Source organism: Lactiplantibacillus sp. 30.2.29 (assembly GCF_018991255.1).
Lineage (GTDB): Bacteria > Bacillota > Bacilli > Lactobacillales > Lactobacillaceae > Lactiplantibacillus > Lactiplantibacillus pentosus.
Window position 1 is genome coordinate 1 of the sequence record NZ_JAGYGU010000006.1, and the last position, 19,286, is coordinate 19,286.

General features: G+C 42.8%; 16 protein-coding genes. 1 reads left to right on the forward strand and 15 read right to left on the reverse strand.

The features are described from left to right. Positions 1-166: 166 nt before the first annotated feature. The 14 genes from KGF65_RS04465 to dhaK form a co-directional block, all read right to left on the reverse strand. Positions 167-2,437, reverse strand: a complete 2,271-nt coding sequence (locus KGF65_RS04465) for a glycoside hydrolase family 65 protein (RefSeq protein WP_050337931.1) — start codon at positions 2,435-2,437, stop codon at positions 167-169. A gap of 93 nt (positions 2,438-2,530) precedes the next feature. Continuing rightward, positions 2,531-3,634, reverse strand: a complete 1,104-nt coding sequence (locus KGF65_RS04470) for an ABC transporter ATP-binding protein (protein ID WP_088770243.1) — start codon at positions 3,632-3,634, stop codon at positions 2,531-2,533. A 35-nt stretch (positions 3,635-3,669) separates the two neighbouring features. Next, a complete protein-coding gene (locus KGF65_RS04475) occupies positions 3,670-4,335 on the reverse strand; it encodes a hypothetical protein (RefSeq protein ID WP_101872646.1) in 666 nt (221 codons plus the stop codon). Between the two features lie 37 nt (positions 4,336-4,372). Continuing rightward, complete coding sequence (locus KGF65_RS04480; protein ID WP_088770245.1) at positions 4,373-5,185, reverse strand: carbohydrate ABC transporter permease; 813 nt, start codon at positions 5,183-5,185, stop codon at positions 4,373-4,375. Continuing rightward, positions 5,185-6,045 carry a carbohydrate ABC transporter permease gene (locus KGF65_RS04485; protein WP_216748153.1) on the reverse strand — a complete coding sequence of 287 codons (861 nt, stop codon included), beginning with the start codon at positions 6,043-6,045 and terminating at the stop codon, positions 5,185-5,187. The genes KGF65_RS04480 and KGF65_RS04485 overlap by 1 nt, the downstream gene beginning before the upstream one ends. 45 nt (positions 6,046-6,090) lie before the next feature. Then, a complete protein-coding gene (locus tag KGF65_RS04490; protein WP_216748154.1) occupies positions 6,091-7,386 on the reverse strand; it encodes an ABC transporter substrate-binding protein in 1,296 nt (431 codons plus the stop codon). A 305-nt stretch (positions 7,387-7,691) separates the two neighbouring features. Further along, positions 7,692-8,978, reverse strand: coding sequence for an alpha-amylase family glycosyl hydrolase (locus KGF65_RS04495; RefSeq protein WP_101872645.1), 1,287 nt, complete (start codon positions 8,976-8,978; stop codon positions 7,692-7,694). A 6-nt stretch (positions 8,979-8,984) separates the two neighbouring features. Beyond that, positions 8,985-10,652 carry an alpha-glucosidase gene (locus KGF65_RS04500; RefSeq protein ID WP_101872644.1) on the reverse strand — a complete coding sequence of 556 codons (1,668 nt, stop codon included), beginning with the start codon at positions 10,650-10,652 and terminating at the stop codon, positions 8,985-8,987. A 158-nt stretch (positions 10,653-10,810) separates the two neighbouring features. After that, positions 10,811-11,770: a LacI family DNA-binding transcriptional regulator gene (locus KGF65_RS04505; protein WP_101872643.1), complete on the reverse strand. Its 960-nt coding sequence runs from the start codon at positions 11,768-11,770 to the stop codon at positions 10,811-10,813. Between the two features lie 33 nt (positions 11,771-11,803). After that, positions 11,804-12,817, reverse strand: a complete 1,014-nt coding sequence (locus tag KGF65_RS04510) for a LacI family DNA-binding transcriptional regulator (protein ID WP_088770251.1) — start codon at positions 12,815-12,817, stop codon at positions 11,804-11,806. 188 nt (positions 12,818-13,005) lie between these two features. Continuing rightward, entirely contained in the window at positions 13,006-15,243 is a 2,238-nt protein-coding gene (locus KGF65_RS04515; protein WP_213472138.1) for a glycoside hydrolase family 31 protein, read from the reverse strand. Positions 15,244-15,513: 270 nt separating this feature from the next. Then, positions 15,514-15,882 carry a dihydroxyacetone kinase phosphoryl donor subunit DhaM gene (dhaM, locus tag KGF65_RS04520; RefSeq protein WP_050337940.1) on the reverse strand — a complete coding sequence of 123 codons (369 nt, stop codon included), beginning with the start codon at positions 15,880-15,882 and terminating at the stop codon, positions 15,514-15,516. Continuing rightward, entirely contained in the window at positions 15,879-16,460 is a 582-nt protein-coding gene (gene dhaL / locus KGF65_RS04525; protein ID WP_050337941.1) for a dihydroxyacetone kinase subunit DhaL, read from the reverse strand. Before dhaL ends, dhaM begins: the two co-directional genes overlap by 4 nt. A 15-nt stretch (positions 16,461-16,475) precedes the next feature. Further along, complete coding sequence (gene dhaK, locus KGF65_RS04530) at positions 16,476-17,474, reverse strand: dihydroxyacetone kinase subunit DhaK (RefSeq protein WP_050337942.1); 999 nt, start codon at positions 17,472-17,474, stop codon at positions 16,476-16,478. Between the two features lie 158 nt (positions 17,475-17,632). Between dhaK and dhaQ the strand changes: the two genes are divergently transcribed. Continuing rightward, on the forward strand, positions 17,633-18,622 hold the full coding sequence (gene dhaQ, locus KGF65_RS04535) for a DhaKLM operon coactivator DhaQ (RefSeq protein ID WP_101872642.1): 990 nt from the start codon (positions 17,633-17,635) through the stop codon (positions 18,620-18,622). On the opposite strand, the gene dhaS is transcribed toward dhaQ, so the two are convergent. Next, positions 18,619-19,137 carry a dihydroxyacetone kinase transcriptional activator DhaS gene (gene dhaS / locus KGF65_RS04540; RefSeq protein ID WP_003637407.1) on the reverse strand — a complete coding sequence of 173 codons (519 nt, stop codon included), beginning with the start codon at positions 19,135-19,137 and terminating at the stop codon, positions 18,619-18,621. The two genes, dhaQ and dhaS, sit on opposite strands and share 4 nt — an antisense overlap. Positions 19,138-19,286 lie beyond the last annotated feature (149 nt).

The following is a 19,286-nucleotide window of genomic DNA, read 5'->3' on the forward strand; positions in this document are numbered from 1 at the left end:
ATGATCACCGTTAACCACCACATTCGCACAAGTTTCCTGACGCCCAAAAAGCCCGCATCAAAACGATACGGGCCCTCTAGGAGTAGGTTAGAATGAACTTGGAATCATTCTAGGGTTGAGTCTTGATCCCCACCAGTTACGGCCAGGTGTGAATCAAGGCAGGTTATTATTTTGTGGAGACCGTATTTGCGACTTCGACGGTCTTGCCGTTCAATTCGATGGTCAATGGATTACCACTGACCAATTCAACGGTCGTCCCCTGTTGGTCAACATCGACTTTGAGCAAGCGACCGCGGAAGTTCACGTGGAACTGATAACGGGTCCAAGCCTTTGGAACAAACGGTGCGAAGGCTAACGTATCGTCAGTCACACGCATGCCAGCGAAGCCTTGAACGATTGCCAACCATGAGCCAGTCATGGACGTGATATGTAGCCCATCGACCGTGTCATTGTTGTAGTTATCCAAGTCAAGCCGGGCAGTCCGTTCGTACATTTCGACCGCTTTATCTTCATAGTGCAGGTCAGCGGCTAAAATGGCGTGGACAGCTGGTGACAAGCTTGATTCGTGGACCGTTAGTGGTTCATAGAAATCAAAATTGCGTTTCTTCTCTTCCGGTGTGAACCGATCCATGAAGTAGTAGATGCCTTGCAAGACATCCGCCTGCTTAATATACGGTGACCGGAGAATGTGATCCCATGACCAGTGCTGATTAATGGGCCGCTGATCTGCTGGGATGGCTGAGACAGGCTGAACATCCTTATCTAGGAAGCCATCCTGTTGAACGAAGATGCCCAATTTGTCATCATGTGGGAAGTACATCCGATCGATAATGTCCTGCCATTTGGCTAATTCATCATCAGTAATCTTGAGTTCCGCCCGTTTATCAGCACTGACCTTCTTCAAGCTGGCCAACGTGTATTCCAACGTCCAGCGTGCCATGAAGTTGGTGTACCAGTTGTTATTGACGTTATTCTCGTATTCATTTGGCCCGGTGACACCGTGAATCATGTATTGCTGATTCCGTTGCGAGAAGTGAACCCGGTCCGCCCAGAAACGTGAGATTCCAGTCAAAACGTCGATACCTTTAGTCTTCAAGTAGGTCTCATCGCCGGTATAGCGCGTGTAGTTAAAGATGGCATAGGCAATCGAGCCGTTGCGGTGAATTTCTTCAAACGTGATTTCCCATTCGTTATGGCATTCGATCCCGTTGAAGGTCACCATCGGATAGAGTGCGCCCGCCAATCCTTGCATTTTAGCATTGTGGAACGCACCAGCCAGCTGATTATACCGATATTCCAAGAGGTTTTCGGTCACTTCTGGTTTTGCCAACGATAGGTAGAACGGTACGCCAAACGCTTCGGTATCCCAATATGTGGCACCACCGTATTTTTCACCGGTGAAGCCCTTAGGCCCTAAGTTCAGGCGTTTATCTTCGCCATAGTAGGTTGAGAACAGCTGGAAGAGGTTAAAGCGAATCCCTTGTTGCGCCGCATCGTCACCGTCAATGACCACATCGGCCAATTGCCAACGTTGTGCCCAGCCATCAACGTGTGCCTGACGCAGGTCTTCATATGACTGCGAACTGACAGTTTCACTTAACTCAGCCAATCCGGTCCGCATCGCAGGCATGTCGGCATAATCGCGCGAAGTCACGACCAAAACTCGTTTTTCAAAATTCTTAGTCTCATCCGGCGCTAATTCGCCACGGAAAATGTTCGTGACGGCTTTTTCAGCATCCGGTGCGTTGATTCCCCGCAACGACGTTTCATGCAACATCTGCATGCCAAGAGTGAATCGTGGCGTGCCAAAGTCATTCGGCTTGGTTTCGGCAAACATACTGCCACCCGTGATCGCATGGCTCTTGTCGAGCACTTGCCAGAACTGTTCATCATAGTTGGCATCTTCATTAAAGACGTCCGCATCGATCTGCGACATAAAGCTGACTTGTACCGGTTCATTACTCAAATTATGAACGCTATAGTGCACATCGAATAATTCCTTTTGTGCCACGCTGACGAACCGGTCAATCATGAACTGAACACGTTTTTCACCCTTCGTCACGATAAATGACCGCCGCAAAATTCCGGTGTACATGTCGAGGTCCAAGGTGAAATCACTGACATTGTCCTTCGCCAAATCGACTTGGTCGCCATCAATCGTCACATTGACCTTGATAAAGTTGACCGAATTGATCACCTTACCAAAGTAATCCGGATAGCCATTCTTCCACCAGCCGACCCGCGTCTTGTCGGGATACCAGACCCCACCAATGTAAATTCCTTTTAGCGTATCGCCCGAGTAATGCTCCTCAAACATGCCCCGCATGCCCATGTAGCCATTACCGATACTCGTCATACTCTCTTGTAGTCGCTTATCCGCTGGAACGAGTTCGTGGCTGACAACGTGCCACGGATCTACTTCAAAAATGCGTTTCATTGTAATTGCTCCTCTCAGACAGCCGGTAAAAAAGGGCTCGCGACATTTATGCCACCAGCCCTTTTCCATCGTACTAACTATTCTGACTAATGATTATTCAATCGTTAATTCAGTTTCGACATCAAAGAAATGGGCTTTACTCATTTCAAATGCCATATCAACCTCTTCACCAGGCTTGTGATAGTCACGAGCATTAACTTGTGCCACAAACTCCGTATCACCAGTACGTGAATATAGCATCGAATCAGTTCCCAAAAACTCTGAAACTTCAACAGTCGCTTCAACTTTAGCATCCGCCATTGCTTCCAAGGCGACTTGTTCAGTGTGAATGTCTTCTGGACGAATACCTACGATCAATTTCTTGCCATCGTAGCCTTGTTCACGCAACACTTTCAAACGACCCTCTGGTACCGCGACATCCAACCCGCGACCATTTGAAACACGACCATTTTTAAGTTCTGCATCGAAGAAATTCATCGATGGTGAGCCCATGAACCCTGCAACAAATTTGTTAGTCGGCCGGTTGTATAAGTCATCAGGTGTCCCAACTTGTTGAACCTTACCATCATTCATGATGACGATTCGATCAGCCATAGTCATCGCTTCAACCTGATCATGAGTAACATAAATCATATTCGTCTTTAAGCGTTGATGTAGTTGCGCAATTTGAGTCCGCATCTGAACACGTAGCTTAGCATCCAAGTTAGATAGCGGTTCATCCAACAAGAACAACTTAGCATCACGGACAATCGCACGTCCTAAGGCAACCCGTTGCCGTTGACCACCGGATAATGCCCCAGGCTTCCGACTAAGATAGTCTGTTAATCCTAAGATTTGTGCGGCATTGTCCACACGCTTCTTAATCTCATCTTTAGGCATCTTTCGAATTTTCAATCCAAAAGCCATATTGTCAAAGACCGTCATTTGTGGATATAACGCATAGTTTTGGAAAACCATTGCGATATTACGATCTTTAGGGTGGACTTTATTCATGACTTCTCCATCAATCTTTAAATCACCCTTGGTAATATCTTCTAGACCCGCAATCATACGTAGTGTTGTTGATTTACCACAACCTGAAGGACCAACAAACACAATAAATTCATTGTCTTTAATATCCAGATTGAAATCTGTTACAGAATCCTCGTCATTTCCAGGATAACGTTTATAGATATGTTCCAATTTAATTTCTGCCATCGTGCAAACGCTCCTCTATCCTCAATTATTTCGTTTCAGCCAATTTGTTTTTCTTTATCAATTTCAACACGCGAATTAAACAACCGGTATGTGATGAGCGCCGATAACGACATGCTGAACAACAGAATGAAGAAAATTAATCGTAGTTCAAAGTTAATTGCAAACAGTCCAATCATTGCAATTGCTGATAGCAATAATTTAAATGGATGTGCAACAACTAATTCTAAAAAACTTTGATCAGCTACTTTGCTATAGTTATTACCATTCCAAAGTGCTAACAACACCAACCCAATCACTAATACTGCAACATGCATCGCAACATTAGCAGTCGATATGCGAAATACTGTTAGCCAGCAACACATAATTAGTGCAGTGAGCACATTAGATTGCCAATCCGTTAGCGCTTTCAAATAATTCAGCCAAGTTACCTTGATGAAAGAACCACTATCCGTCCTTTGCCATGCACTCACGGCTTGATACGCTGCCGTCGTCGCTGGTACAGTGAACGCTGCTAACATTACCCAAATGATCATAATCGTTGCGCCATAGACGACATTCACGGGCAAGCTCAAAGCCAATACCAACATGATTAGCGCTGGCAACGTGATTATGAACCAAACAAGATTGATCGTTACAACCGCCGCAATCCAATTACCAATTACTAACAGTTTTTGACCAAATTTACTTTGCAGGTTTAACATTCAATGGTCCTCCCTTCTGAATTATTCTTGTCACTATCTACTTGACAGCACCATCTGTCACACCCTTGATAATGTAACGTTGTGCGAAGGCGTAGAACAGAATAACTGGAATGATTGATAACGTTAATCCAGCTAACGCCAAGTGCCATTGCTTTGTATACTGTCCAAAGAAGAAGAACATCTGTAATGGAATCGTATACTGATTTTGCGGCAATACTAGTGATGGCAACAGGTAGTCATTCCAAATCGCAATGATGTTCAGAATACCAACCGTAACTGTAATTGGTGTTAACATTGGAAAAATAATTTTAAAGAAGATCTGGAATCGATTTGCACCTTCCAATTCGGCGGACTCATCCATCGCAATTGGAATGCTTCCCATCGTACCTTGATACAGGAAGATTGACAAACTAGCATCGAAACCTAAATACATGAACATTAATCCCCACATGTTAAGCATGTGCACATGACCAAAGTTAGCAGTTAAAGGAATCATAACTGTTTGGAAAGGAATTAACATTGCCGAAACGAACAACATTAGCAACGCGCCACTCAACTTACTCTTATTCCGCTGTAGTGCATACGCAGCCATCGATGAGAAGAATACGATGATGAGTACGGATACTAGCGTAATCAAGAATGAATGTCCAAGCGAGTTCATAAAATCTAGCGCTTTAAAAGAATTCTTATAGTTCGCAGTAGTTGCTTGACCTGGCAAACTCAATACCGAGGCAAAAATACCTTTTGGCGTCTTAAAGGAATTAGTCAGAATCATGTAAAATGGAAAAACCCAAACGATTCCTAAACACAACCCTAAGAGCCCCAATAGTACTCGACTTGTCTTTTTCATTACAGATCCACCTCCCGCTTACGGGTATAGTGAACTTGCAATAATGAAATCGCAGCCACGATTAGGAAGAAAATCAAAGCTTTAGCTTCAGCTAAGGCAAAATTATTTTCTGAGTAAGCCGTATTGACAATGTTCATCGCTAACATTTCAGTTGATTTATACGGACCACCATTCGTTAATGAAAGGTTTTGATCGTAAATCTTGAACCCATTCGATAGCGTTAAGAACATACATACTGTGAATGCCGGTGCAATCATTGGGAATGTAATATGGACGAATCGTTGCCATGGAGAGGCTCCATCCATTTCAGCCGCTTCAATGACCTCACTAGGGATATTTTGTAGATAAGCAATATAAATAATCATAATGTAACCACTCATCTGCCATACAGTAACGATAACTAATCCCCAAAATCCGGTCGTGCTATCGGTTAACCAGCCGGTCAGCCAATTCATATGGAGCGCTTTACCAAGTGCATCAAAAGCTTGTGTAAAGATAAATTGCCAAATGAATCCTAAAATTAACCCACCAATTAGGTTTGGCATAAAGAAGATCGTCCGCAACAAATTGTTGCCTTTAAACTTCTGTGTAACCAACAGTGCCAATCCTAAACCAATTACGTTTAACAAGATAACGGTTACAATTACAAATTTAACGGTAAACCATAATGCAGCTAAAAAGCCCGCGTTGTGGAAAAGTGTGATGTAATTTTTAAAACCGAGAATCTGAGTATAGCCCAAGCCGTCCCAATCCGTAAATGAGTAGAAGACACCCATAATTGCAGGAATGAAGACAACGAGTGCTAACGCAACGAGGGTTGGCGTTAGGAAGAGCCAGAATGATAAGCTTCGATTCTTCATAAATAAATCCCCTCTTTTGAAATCTGTTTGAACCGTTAACTCAAACTATTTGGATGCTTGTTGCTCAGTCCAACCTTTAATTGAGTTATTAACAGTTGTTGTCCAACTTTGCTTGCCAGAGAGATACTTCTGTAAGTTTGGTTGGAATGTGTTAGGATCCCATGACGTACCAGTGTATGCAGGGAATGCCCAACCGATAGTTTTATTTTCTTTAGAGTACTTGAATACGACTTGTGAGAGCGCATCTTTCATCTTCATGTTGCTGTATCCTTTGTAAGCTGGTACAAAGTGTAATTTGTTAACGACTAACTTCTTACCTTCTTTAGAAGTGTACATCCAATCAAGGAAGTCTTTAGCTGCTTTTTGTTCAGCTTGTGACTTGTTCTTGTTAACACCCCAGTAAAGTGAAGTCCCAACAGGTAATTTGTTTTCATAGCCCTTAACAGGAATTGGAATCATACCAATATCGTTTTGTGCGAACTTCTTATCGATTTGTTCAACAGTTGAATAAATCCAGTCACCTTGTTGAATCATTGCGACTTTACCTTGTGAGAAGTTTTGGTTAACTTGTGCAGAGTAGTCTAATTGCATTACAGGACCAACAGAGTATTGCTTCTGTAAATCAATCATGCTCTTCATTTCTTTGTTAGCAGTGAACTTCATGCTCTTAGAGTTATACATCTTAAGCGCATTACCCTTAAACTGTTGTCCAACATACAAGTTAGCTAAATGGTCAGATAAAATCCAAGTTTCCTTACCTGGTAAGCAGAAGACGCCCTTGATTCCCAATTTTGATTTTTGTGAGTCAAGCTTCTTAACTGCAGCTGTCAACTTAGACATGGTGGTTAACTTAGTTGCGTCAATTCCAGCTTCTTTGAAGATCTTCTTGTTATAAACGAAACCATAACCTTCAACATTAAATGGCAACCCAACAGTCTTACCATTTGATTTAACCGCATCCAAGGTTCCTGGCTGAGCAGCCTTAGCAGCCTTGGTATTTGATAAGTCAGCTTCTTGAGATGCAAATTGTTTTACATCTGCAGGACCAGCTAAACTAAAGATAGTTGGTGCGTTCCCCGAAGAAATCCGTGTTTTTAGAACAGGACTGTAATCCGTCCCACCACCAACTGATGAAACCGAGATGGTTACATTTGGATGTAATTTGTGATACCGAGCGGCAATTTGTTTGAATTGCTTATTCGATTCCACTTTCCCCTGAAAAATTGTAATCTTGACTTTCTTATCAGACGATGAAGAATTGCTATTACTGCAGCCAACCAATGTTAAGGCCATTGCGCCGGCTAAAACTGAAACGCCTAACTTTTTCCATCCGATTGTCATGATGTTACCCCCTACTTAGTTTATAAAATTGCACAACCTTTATAACAATCTTAATCATGCAACTTTGGAAGCGCTTACGCAAGGTATTTCAAAATGTTATCGATAACAAAATTCATACAACCTTCATAAATCCTTCTAAATTTAGTGGTTATAGACTTTAATCTAGCGTGCAATCGATTGCACAAATCACCGAATTTCGACATTTATTTTTACTCAAAATGCAGAAATAGTGCGGTTTGTCAGCGATTCTCAGCCACTTACAAAACGCACTATAAATTAAAAAATAAATTAGCAAGGTTCGTTAGTTAACTAATAATAATAACCGGTTCCCCATCAAAAACCAATTCATGATTTTCGACATTAATCGCTGAATTTGTCAGACAATTTTCATATAGACCATTTTTCATATTGACCTTGACAGTTCCTTTAAACGGATGAATAGCAAAATAGCCGACTATTTGATGATTATGATACTTGTATGACAATTGAACAACATTGTCATTAGTATCGACAACATCATAGGCACCCTTTGTAAATAGGTCTGCTTGCCCATGCTTCAAATCCATCATACCTTTAATTAAATCACTAAAGTCATAGCGTCCACTTAGTTGAACTGGGTCTTTGTCAAATAGACTAGGCGTATGCTCATTTCCGAACTCTTCTCCCGCATAGATCAAGCTACTCCCCTTTTCAAATAGACTAAAGGCCAGCATATTTCTTAATGCCCTATCTCCTGAAATATAATCGGCAGCACGTGGAACATCATGATTTTCCAAAAAACGCATTTTAACATAGTTCTTAGGATAAATAATGTCTTGTCGCTGGAGTATTCTACTGAATTCTCCAAGCGAACGATTTCCTGCAACTGTCGCATGTAAGTCATCTAGAACATCATAATCATATACCATATCAAACGCCTGATAGAGCTCACTATCAGATAAATCATCAAATCCGGCGTCACGAACATGTTTGATAAACTCAGGATCATTACTCTCCGCTAGCCAAATCAAACCAGGCTTATATTCTTCAAGTGACTCTCGTGCGTTAAGCCAAAAATCAAGCGGAACTAGAGGTGCCACATCGCATCTAAAGCCATCCACATATTGTGCCCACTTTTTTAACGTATCGATTTGATATTGCCATAAGTCATGGTTCTGATAATCCAAGTCAATAATATCTGACCAGTCAGCCACCCGATTTCCTAGACTACCATCTGAATGGTGATAGAACCAATCAGGATGGGCAGATAACAGCTCAGAATCTGGAGAAGTATGATTATAGACGATATCAATAATCACTTTCATTCCCTGGTCATGAATTGCGTTACATAACTCAACAAAATCTGACATTGTACCTAATTCCGGGTTGATTGCCCGATAATCAGAGATTGCATAGGGAGATCCCAATGAGCCCTTCCGATTTTTTTGTCCAACTGGATATATTGGCATGAGCCAAACAATATCCGTTCCCAGATCTTTAATTCGGGATAAATCATTCTTAATCGCATTAAATCCACCATTATCGGTATAATTACGTGGAAAAATCGAATAAATCATTTTATTACGTAGCGCCACAGATGTATTTTTTGCCATATTAGTTTAATCCTCCAAAATGTCTTTGATTGTAAATGCCCACGGACCATAACTCACAGTATCCTCCAGCATCCGAATCTTTCCTTCTGCAAATCGAGTACTCGTGTTTTTAATCATTGGAATTTCAATAGACTGATCCGTAAGGTTACAAGTTACGACCACCGCTGATTTTCCTAGTCTTCTAACAAATTGATAGATGCCTTGCGGGGTGTTCTTTATAATCTCGGTTCCACTGGTAAAAAGCTCAGTTCGCTTAATCTTGATTAAGCTGCGATAAAAATTAAGTAAACTATCTGCATCATCTTCCTCAGTAGCAACGTCTACCAAATGTGTTTTTCCAGATAACCAAGGTGTATGTTCAGAAAAGCCAGCATTGTTTTGTTGCTGATTCCATCGCATGCTTCCCCGTGCAGGGATCTTATGGGTTTGATTAAGCATCTGCATCACTTCGCTATGGGTATAGCCTTGTTGCATAGCCTTTCCATAAAAATCAGTCACTGTCAGATCATTAAAATCAATAGGCTGGTCAAGCTTCAGATTATCCATTCCAATCTCTTCACCATAGTAAATAATTGGAATGCCACGCTGTAAATACAACATGGTTGCAAGGCACTTTAGGCTTTGTAAGCGGTAACATTTACTTGCATAACGACTAGCCAACCGAGCCATATCATGGTTACTCCAATAAAGTACTGGTAAGCTGATACCTGCTAATTTGGCCTCAATGGTTGCCAACTGTTGTTTCATACCCTCAACATCTAATTGCTTGGGTTGATAGGTTAACGGTAATTCCGAATCAGGTTGGGGAATTTTATCTACTAATGACCGAAAAGTGATGACAGCATCGCACTCACCATTAGTGGGCCTACTGTACTCTGCCAGCAATTCTGGGCTTGCCGAAGCCGCTTCCCCAATAATAAACAAATCGGGTTTGATTGCTCTCAACTGTGAGCAAAATTGCTTTAAGTAGGGCTGAACCTTGGGTAGATGCGCATAAAATTCTTCAGCAACAACCGGTTCATCCGAACCATTAGGCACATTTTGGTCAAAGTCTGCCTTATCGATATGAATAAAAGCGTCTAAGCGTAATCCGTCAATTCCTTTATTAACCCAATACTTCGCAATTTCTAGCATTGAATTGCGAACTTCCGGATTATTCCAATTCAAATCCGGCATATGAGAGTCAAACAAATGAAAATAATACTGCTTAGTCTTTCCAGGGTCGCGACTCCAGACACTTCCCCCAAAGAAGGAGCCCCAATTATTTGGATAACCACCATCTTTACTATTCGCCCATAAGTAGTAATCGCGATATAACCCCTTTGGATTTTGTACGGCATCTTTAAACCACGGATGCTGATCCGAGGTATGATTCATCACAAAATCCATAATCAGGTACATCCCCTGCTCATGCAGACGTTGAATCAATACTTCCATATCTGCCATTGAGCCTAACTTATCATCAATTGTGTAGTAGTTGGAAACATCATAACCATTATCAACTTGAGGTGACACGTATATTGGATTCAACCAAATTGTTGTGACACCTAATGATTTCAAATATGGAATACGCTCAATAATTCCCTTAAGGTCCCCGATTCCATCATTGTTTGAGTCTTGAAAACTCTTGGGATAGATTTGATAAATAACTTGGTTCGTATGCCAGCTTCCCATGATAGCCTCCCCTTTCGACCATGACTGATTAAGTTCAGATTACTCACAATGAATAACTAAAACAAGTTAATTATGTTTGTTAGCGGTAACACTTTTATTAGCAATAAATAAGTGAATCGCTCGGTATACGATACCTCACCATCCACTTCGTTAAATCATTAGACCACATTATTTCGCGTTGACCCACCAATTGACAGTACGGGTGTCAATTGGCGTACACCTTGTGTTTTTCCATTTCCAGCAATTTTTGCTAATAACATCTCAGCACATAGCAGTCCTAATTCAAATATCGGTTGCTGAACCGTTGTTATTTTAGGGGTTGCAACCTGATTTAGAAAAACACCATCAAATCCAATAATTCCAAAATCAATCGGGATATTTGCATCTAATTTCGATAGCCCTTTTTCAATTCCAAAAGCTAACCGATCACTGGCACATACATAACAAGTATTAGCATGTAGTCGTCCCCAGTTTTGCTGGATGTATTCCATCGTTAAATGACTATGATTATCAAATCGATGAATAACGGTTGCCATCCGGTGCTCCTGCATACTCATCATATACCCGGCTTCACGCGAATATTCGAATGGTTCCTTAACATCCATTCCGATGAATTCAATTGTTTGATAACCCTGCTTAATAGCATAATCCGTTGCCATTTTTACACCTAGCTGATTATTAGTATCGCAGTAGTCAAAATTTTCTCGATTTTCACCAAACAGAACAACAGGTCTCTCTAGGCTTCGTATCCACTCATAATCGTTATGCCGCATCCCTGTAATGATGTAGCCGTCACACCCACCGATATCGAAATTATGTTCTGTAATGAGTTGTAACGAATATTGTTCTTTTCCCAATTTTTTAGCTATTCCAGCAAGTAAATTCATGTAGTATGGTTCAGTTGTATCCATATCTTCCAAGATAAACAGCTTAACAATTTGTGTACGATTATTCACTAACGCCTGTGCGGCAACATTTGGTCGGTAATTAAGTTCCTTCATCGCCTCAAAAACGCTTTGTTTTAATTCATCTCGGACTTGTTCAGGATGATTAATGACTCGAGATACCGTCATCTTTGAAACATTTGCTTGTTTTGCTACATCACTTAATGTTGTCATTCGTTAATCTCCCCCAGCAAATTACAGCTATTACTATTTTCGTACATCAAATACTGAGTGGCGTACCACAATTTGGTGTGGGACAATTACAGCCGTTGATAATTCGGTTTCAGAATGATCGATGAGGGCGATTTTTGCCGCTTCCTCTCCAAGTCGTTCCGGGAAGACTGCAACGGAAGTAAGTGTCGGATGTGCAACATCTGAGAAAACCGAGTCATTGAAGCCAATCAATGATAACTGCTTATTCTGCCATTCAGGCTTGCTATGCAATACTTGTTGCAACTTTAGTGCCAACATATCATCAACTACAACGAACCCAGTAATATCCGGATATGTCTCAAAGAAACGTGTCAGTGTTTGCATGCTATGATTATGGTTTTCAAAACGTTCTTCTAACATAATATTTGGTAACTGATTTTGCATCATTACCCGCTGATAACCTAGTATTCGGTCACTTTGGACCATTTTTGATAAGTCAGAATATAAAAAGCATACTTTTTCGTGCCCGTACTTCAATAAATATCTAGTTGCATCTGATCCTGCTTGAATATTATCGTTATTAACATACGAGGTCTTGTTCACTGCTGTATATGGTTTCCCGATGACGACATATTGGACATTATTCTCATTTAAGCGTGCCAATACCGGGTCATCTTGTTCAGAATATAATAAAATGAACGTCCGGATATGTCCCTGACCAATCATGACATCAATATTATTTAAAAGTTCTTCCCTAGTAGTCCCAGTCGCCAAAGTAATCAGAGAACCACTACTACTACAAACTTCATTAATGCCACGAATCATTTCTAAGAAGAAAGGGTTAGAAAAAATTTCATGATGATCAACTGGCAAAATTACGCCAACCGTACTACTTGCCTTCGTTGCTAGTGACTGTGCATTAAAGTCTGGCGCATAATCCAATTCATGCGCTGCTTTGACCACCCGTTCACGCGTTGCTTTACTAATAATATGACTATTGTGTAGTGCTCTTGAAGCCGTCGATGGTGAGACCCCTGCTCGACGCGCAACATCTTTAATGGTTGCCATGTTGTTGCCCCCGTTCTAAATTACCTACAAATCTAAATATAAAGTGTTACGCACGTCATTGCAACCGGTTGCAAAAAAATATTCATGAATCTATATCGTTTGTTTAGTTAATTATCACAAGTAAAAACAAAAACGTCCAGTTATTCGCTGGTTTACAGCCAGGAAACTGAGACGTCTTAGAAACTCTTTTATTTCTCTACTAGTTCAGTAATCATTCCCCTAATTTCATCATTTTCTATCGTACTTAGAAATTGAAGTAGGTCTCCACGATTACGTGATATAAACATTTTCCAGATTGATTGCTTTTCTTCAAAGCTAATTTTTGCAAATTGTAAGCGTGATTTAATTAAACTAGCAACTTTTTCAGACTGATCAGTAATCCGGTAATCTTGAAATGCTACTTCAGTCGCAGTTTGCCTTTCAACCTTACCTTCTGAGCCAATCAACGTCACTGAGTACCGCCTATCCACTGGAACCAGATCTTGTGCATCAAGCGTTGTTATTGTCAGTCGTTGCTGCTTCTCATGCCACTGAAAAACAGTTTTTGCCACCTGTTCTCCTTGGTGCTCAACCATCTCATACTCACCATCTTCCCCAGTAAATAGTTTTAATTCTATCTCTTGGGGCAACTGATTCAGCGAGCTCATATAATTCTTAGTCATAGGAATGATGCTACCCGCCCGAACGAATACAGGATAATTGGTCATTTCACGATACGTTGTAAAGAAACGATCGCCATGATACGTTAACCCAGTGACCATATCGTACCAAGTTCCTTTTGGCAGCCAAACCTTGGTGCTTGCCAGCCCAGTTTCCGAATCAGTAGGCGTTGTAATTGGTGCAACAACCATTTCACTACCAAATTGATATTCGTTTGGAACATGATAAGTAATTTCATCATTTGGATGCCCATAATACATTGGTTGGATCAATGGCAATCCTTCAGCATGAGTTCGATAGTTTTCACTATCTAAGTATGGCACAAGTTTATGGCGTAGTTGCAATAGCTTGACCATTGCTAGTTTAATACTCTGTTCATAGTTCCATGGTTCTTTACCCATAAATATATTATTTGAACTATGCAGACGTAAAATCGGACTAAAAACACCAAACTGCAGCCACCTCAACGACAGTTCTCCGTCGTAAGTTCCTCGCATATGCCCACCAATGTCATGGCTCCACCAAGTGTAACCGATATTGCTAGCGGTCGATGTAAAATATGGTTGAAATTTCAGCGATTCCCATGATGCAACAGTATCTCCGGAAAATCCAACGGGGTAGCGATGACTACCAGGGCCTGCATATCTTGATAAAATCAAACCTTCGCCTGGATGCCGCAACTCACTATCTTGAAAATGGTCTGCATTCAATAACCAAAGTGGATCAACTTTATTTTGTCCCCTTGCACCACCTTGTTGCCAATCAATCCACCAAAAATCTACTCCTTGTTTCTCTAAGGGATGATGGACTAAGTTAAAATAAGCGCTCTTAAATTGAGAATTTTGTAAATTGAAAATTGCCGGTTCTTCATTTTTTGTATCCAAATTGAGCGCTTGGGCCACAGCTGGAAAGGCTGCCTCACTCGCTCTTATACCTGAAGCAGGATGAACATTAAGCGTTACTTTTCGTCCTTGACGATGCAACTCGTCGAACATTTTTGACGGATTTGGAAAATATTCTTTATTCCATGTGTATCCAGTCCAACCACTACCGTATTTTGCCGGAATTTCAGTCGTATGCCAATTCATGTCAAAGACAGAAACAGAGATTGGCACATCGTTATCATCGAACCGCTTCATGAGTGCCAAATATTCCGATTGCGTATATGGATAATAGCGACTCCACCAATTTCCAAGCGCATAACGAGGAATCAGTGGCGGAAATCCTGTTAATTGGTAATAGGTTTTCAACGTTTGACGATAATCTCGTCCATATGCAAAATAATATAAATCTGTCTCTTGATGCTGACGCACTGAAAACTCGCCATCTTCTAAAATAAATGACTGTGAATCATCTAGAAGACTAAATCCATCTTTAGACATCAGCCCATCGGCTAACGGAATCGCACCGTCTGCCCTGTCTAGAGTTCGGGCAGTTCCTTTCAAATTACTTTCAATTGGCTCCCCGTAATACCAACGACTGTAATGTGTCCCGTAGTCATTTGCAGCATCAATAAATAGACTTCCTGAGTTGAATTCTCCACCATCATAATACAAATGAAATCCTGTCGTTTGCACTTCTAGCGTATGTCCTTGCCTATCTTCAAAAACATCGAACTTTGGTTTCGTAAAAGTCCTGTTCTGGACCATTTGTGTATACTTATTTTCAAAAACACCCGTAGATGAATACTCCATTCGGATCAGCTTAGGCGTTAAAACTGTAAATCGAGCATTGCCCTTCTGAATAACGTTACCGCTAACTTTCATTTTTAAGTAACCTCCAAGTAATCAGACTGTCAGTTAAGATCAGGTCAACATGTTAATATTCTAGAACATTCAAATTCGATACCATGATAACTAGATAAGTTGAATATATAGCGCTTACAAAATAATTGCAATAGCTTACATTTTTTTGAACTATATTTTCAATAAAAAAACTGCGACTTGTAATCATCGCAGTCTACAATACTGTTAGTTTTCGTGCCGAATCAACGAATTTCACACAGCAGAATCAAAATTCATATCTTGGGCTATACCCTACTTAATTTTCAACGGCGCCAACTGCGCTTCCACATCCGCCAACGGTACGTCCGCTTGCAACAACGAAGCCGCGGTGTAGGCACTCTCGACTAGGGCGGTGTCATACAAGTGAACCGGCTTGGTGCTCATTTCAATCGCCATTTCCAGATTCATTTTGGCACTCCCAAGGTCATAGAACGCTAACAGTTCATCCGCCGTATTGGCTTCAAAGGCCTCCGTGATCTTCGCCATGCTCGTCCCGACTTGATCCTCATCCGTCCCACCAGCAATCGTGATGGAGACATCCTTCGCCACTTGCGCGAGTAGTCGTTGAACGCCAGCTGCGATTTCAGGGACGTGGGAAACAACAACAATTCCTAGACTCATAAAATCCCCTCCGTTGCTAATAAGGTCGTAAACAAGTAACCACTAGAGACGGCCCCTGGATCCAGATGGCCGGCAGAACGTTCGCCTAAATAGGACGCCCGCCCTTTTTTGGCAACCATCGGCTTCGTGCTGGCAACCGCATCGTCGATAACGGTCTGCGTCAATTTGCCAGCTTGAACAGCGGCAACGACGGGGGCCCACACGTCAATCAAGGTTTTGTCGCCAGTCGTCGCACCACCGCGTTTTTCAATTCCGGCTAATGCGGCGGCCAGCAAGGTGCCGAGGTCCGTATCGGTCTTACTCTGTTTTGCCATCTCTAAGAAGGCCGTCCCGTATAAGGGGCCTGAAGCACCACCCACTTTGCTGATTAGCGCCATGGCGGTCGCTTGAAACAGCTTCGTCAAATCTGCGGGTTGCGTGGCTAGTGCAGTCTTGACGGCTGCTAAGCCCCGCGCCATGTTACCACCATGGTCGCCGTCACCGATGGGGGTGTCCAATTCACTTAAGTAAGATTGGTGTTGTTCAATTTGGGCGGCAAATTGATTCAGCCATGCCGTCGTATTTTCAACTGTTAACATTTTTACGTCCTCCTCTTATGACCAAGCAATCGTTTTAACTGGGTATTGTAAGTAATCGAGCCAGTTAGTCGTCGTCATATCTAGCAGTGTCAGTGAAATCCCCGCCATATCGATTGACGTCATGTAATTGCCGACTTTCATAAACGCCGGTTCGATGTCACGGGCAGCTAATTCATCCAATAAGTCATGGCAGAACACGTACTGGTCCATGAGTGGCGTTGCGCCCATCCCATTAACGAGTACCGCGTATTGATGGTCAGCTTGCAACTTGAGTTCGTCATCTAGCTTACCTAACAATTCTTGGACTAACGCCTTGGATGGCTTGATTTTTTCACGTCGATAACCGGGTTCACTATGAATGCCGACGCCAAATTCAATCTCATCGTCCGCCAATTCAAAGCCTGGCTTGCCGACTTCTGGGACCGTAGCAGCGGATAACGCGACCGCAATCGTTTTGAGCTGTGGCATGACCTGGTTGGCTAGCGTTTCAAGCTCATCGAGACTCGCCCCTTGATCTGCCGCGGCACCGAGAATCTTATGCATCAAAACGGTTCCCGCAACACCGCGCCGGCCTTGCGTATACAAGCTATCCTTGACCGCAATATCGTCATCGACCACGATCGATTTCACTTGAATGTCATCCAACTCGGCCATATCCTTGGCCATGTCGAAGTTCATTACATCACCGGAATAGTTTTTGATGACGAGAAAAACGCCTTTCCCCTGGTCAACGGCTTTGATTGCCGCGTAAATCTGATCCGGCGTTGGTGAGGTGAAGACTTGACCGGCGACCGCGGCACTTAACATACCTTGGCCAACAAAACCGGCGTGGGCGGGTTCGTGACCACTGCCCCCACCACTTACAAGACCGACCTTACCTTTCATCGAGGCTTGGTCGCTACGAACCATCGCTTCAGTATCTGGTAATTTCGTCAAATACTGCGGGTAGGACCGTACCAAACCATCGACCATCTCTTCAACCACGTTTTTTGGATCATTAATAATTTTCTTCATACCTCAACCCGTCCCTTCTATCATTTACACGTTCATTCTATATGAATCCGCTTTCAAAATAAATGGACACTTTCCAGGTTCTGTCCGTCACTTGCCGACCGAGACTGTTTTCGAATGCGGTATAATTATATCAAACTAACGACTAAGAAGGTGGCATTATGCAAATCATCAACGAACCTCAAAATGCCCTGAATCAGGCGATTCAAGGCATTCAGCGAGCTTATCCAAATTTACAATGGGTTCCTGGCACGCTGGGCTGCTACGACCGAAATTTTCGCGACGACCAAGTGCCGTTGATCGCTGGTGGGGGTAGTGGCCACGACCCGGCTCACTGGGGCTACGTTGGCACTGGTATGTTAAGTGCCGCCGTCATGGGCCAAGTCTTCCAGCCACCGACACCGCAAGAAATCATCAAAGTGACCAAGCAAGTCACTAAGAATCATGAAGCCTTTTTTATCATCAAAAACTTTCCTGCCGATGTCGCCGCCTTTACAACGGCAGAAGCCCAACTGACCGCTGAAGGCTGGCAAGTTGGGCACTGTATCGTCGCCGATGATATTTCAGTTGACAATGCATCCCTCAAACAACGACGCAGAGGGGTTGCCGGTACTGTGTTAATTCATAAAATTCTCGGAGCAGCCGCAGCACGGGGCACGTCGATCGCCGAACTCACTGATTTGTCGGCATCCCTCAACGACAATATTCATACGATTGGCGTTGCTGCTAGTGGTGCGCAGATTCCGGGGCAAACCGCGACCTCGTTTAGCTTACAACCCGACGAAATCTACTACGGCGTCGGCATTCACGGCGAACCTGGGTATCGGCGCGAACCTTTTCAGTCTTCAGAACGGCTCGCGCAAGAACTGGTCAGCAAGTTGCGGCTCAACTTCCGCTGGCATGCTGGTGACCACTACGCTGTGATGGTGAACTCACTCGGTGGGACGACGCCCTTAGAACTGATGGTCTTCAACAACGACGTCCATGAGCTGCTCGACTTAGATGCCGTCACCGTTGACTTCAATAAAGTCGGGACCTTCTTGACTTCTAACGGGATGCACGGATTATCGTTGACCTTATTAAAACTTGCGCATCCGAGCTGGCTGCCCGCACTCCAGAAGCCGGTCACAACTGCCGCTTGGCCCAACTAATTCAAAATTGCCAACGTCATCTTAATGGCCGCAATCGCATCTTGCGACAAGACCTCATAGTCTTCTGGATGATTGGCAACAATATTATGCGTCAGCGATTGCGCGATGCCTAAACACAGTAACCAGATCAAGGCCGCCATCTCCGGTTCATCCGTCTGTGTCAGCTCAGTCAACAAGACGACTAAGTGATGGCCAACTAACGCGGTCACGTCGATTTCGTGCTGGGTATTGATACACTCGGCATAAAACCGCCGATTCGCATCCAGTTCATAACAGACTAGCTTGATAATGTCTGGCCACGGCAAGTAGTTCAAGTTATGTTCAACGGTCTCGGCCAATGTATCATCAATAAACCAGGTTAATAACTCATATTTATCTTGAAAATAATCATAAAATGTCTGCCGCCGAAAATGGGCTGCATCCATAATGGCCGTCACTGATGTCCGGCTAAAGCCCTTCGCAAGTACGACATCGTGAAATGACTTAGCAATCTTTTTCTTGGTGATGTATGCCACTTATAGACGCCTCCATGCTTGTTTTATCAACATTGTATCGATAAGTGCGCGCCCTGTCCAACAGAACTGAAATCAACTGTCCACCACTATCCCCTGAAACGCTATGAGCTTGGATGTAGCGTTTCACGGGATTAATTTTTTAATGCTGA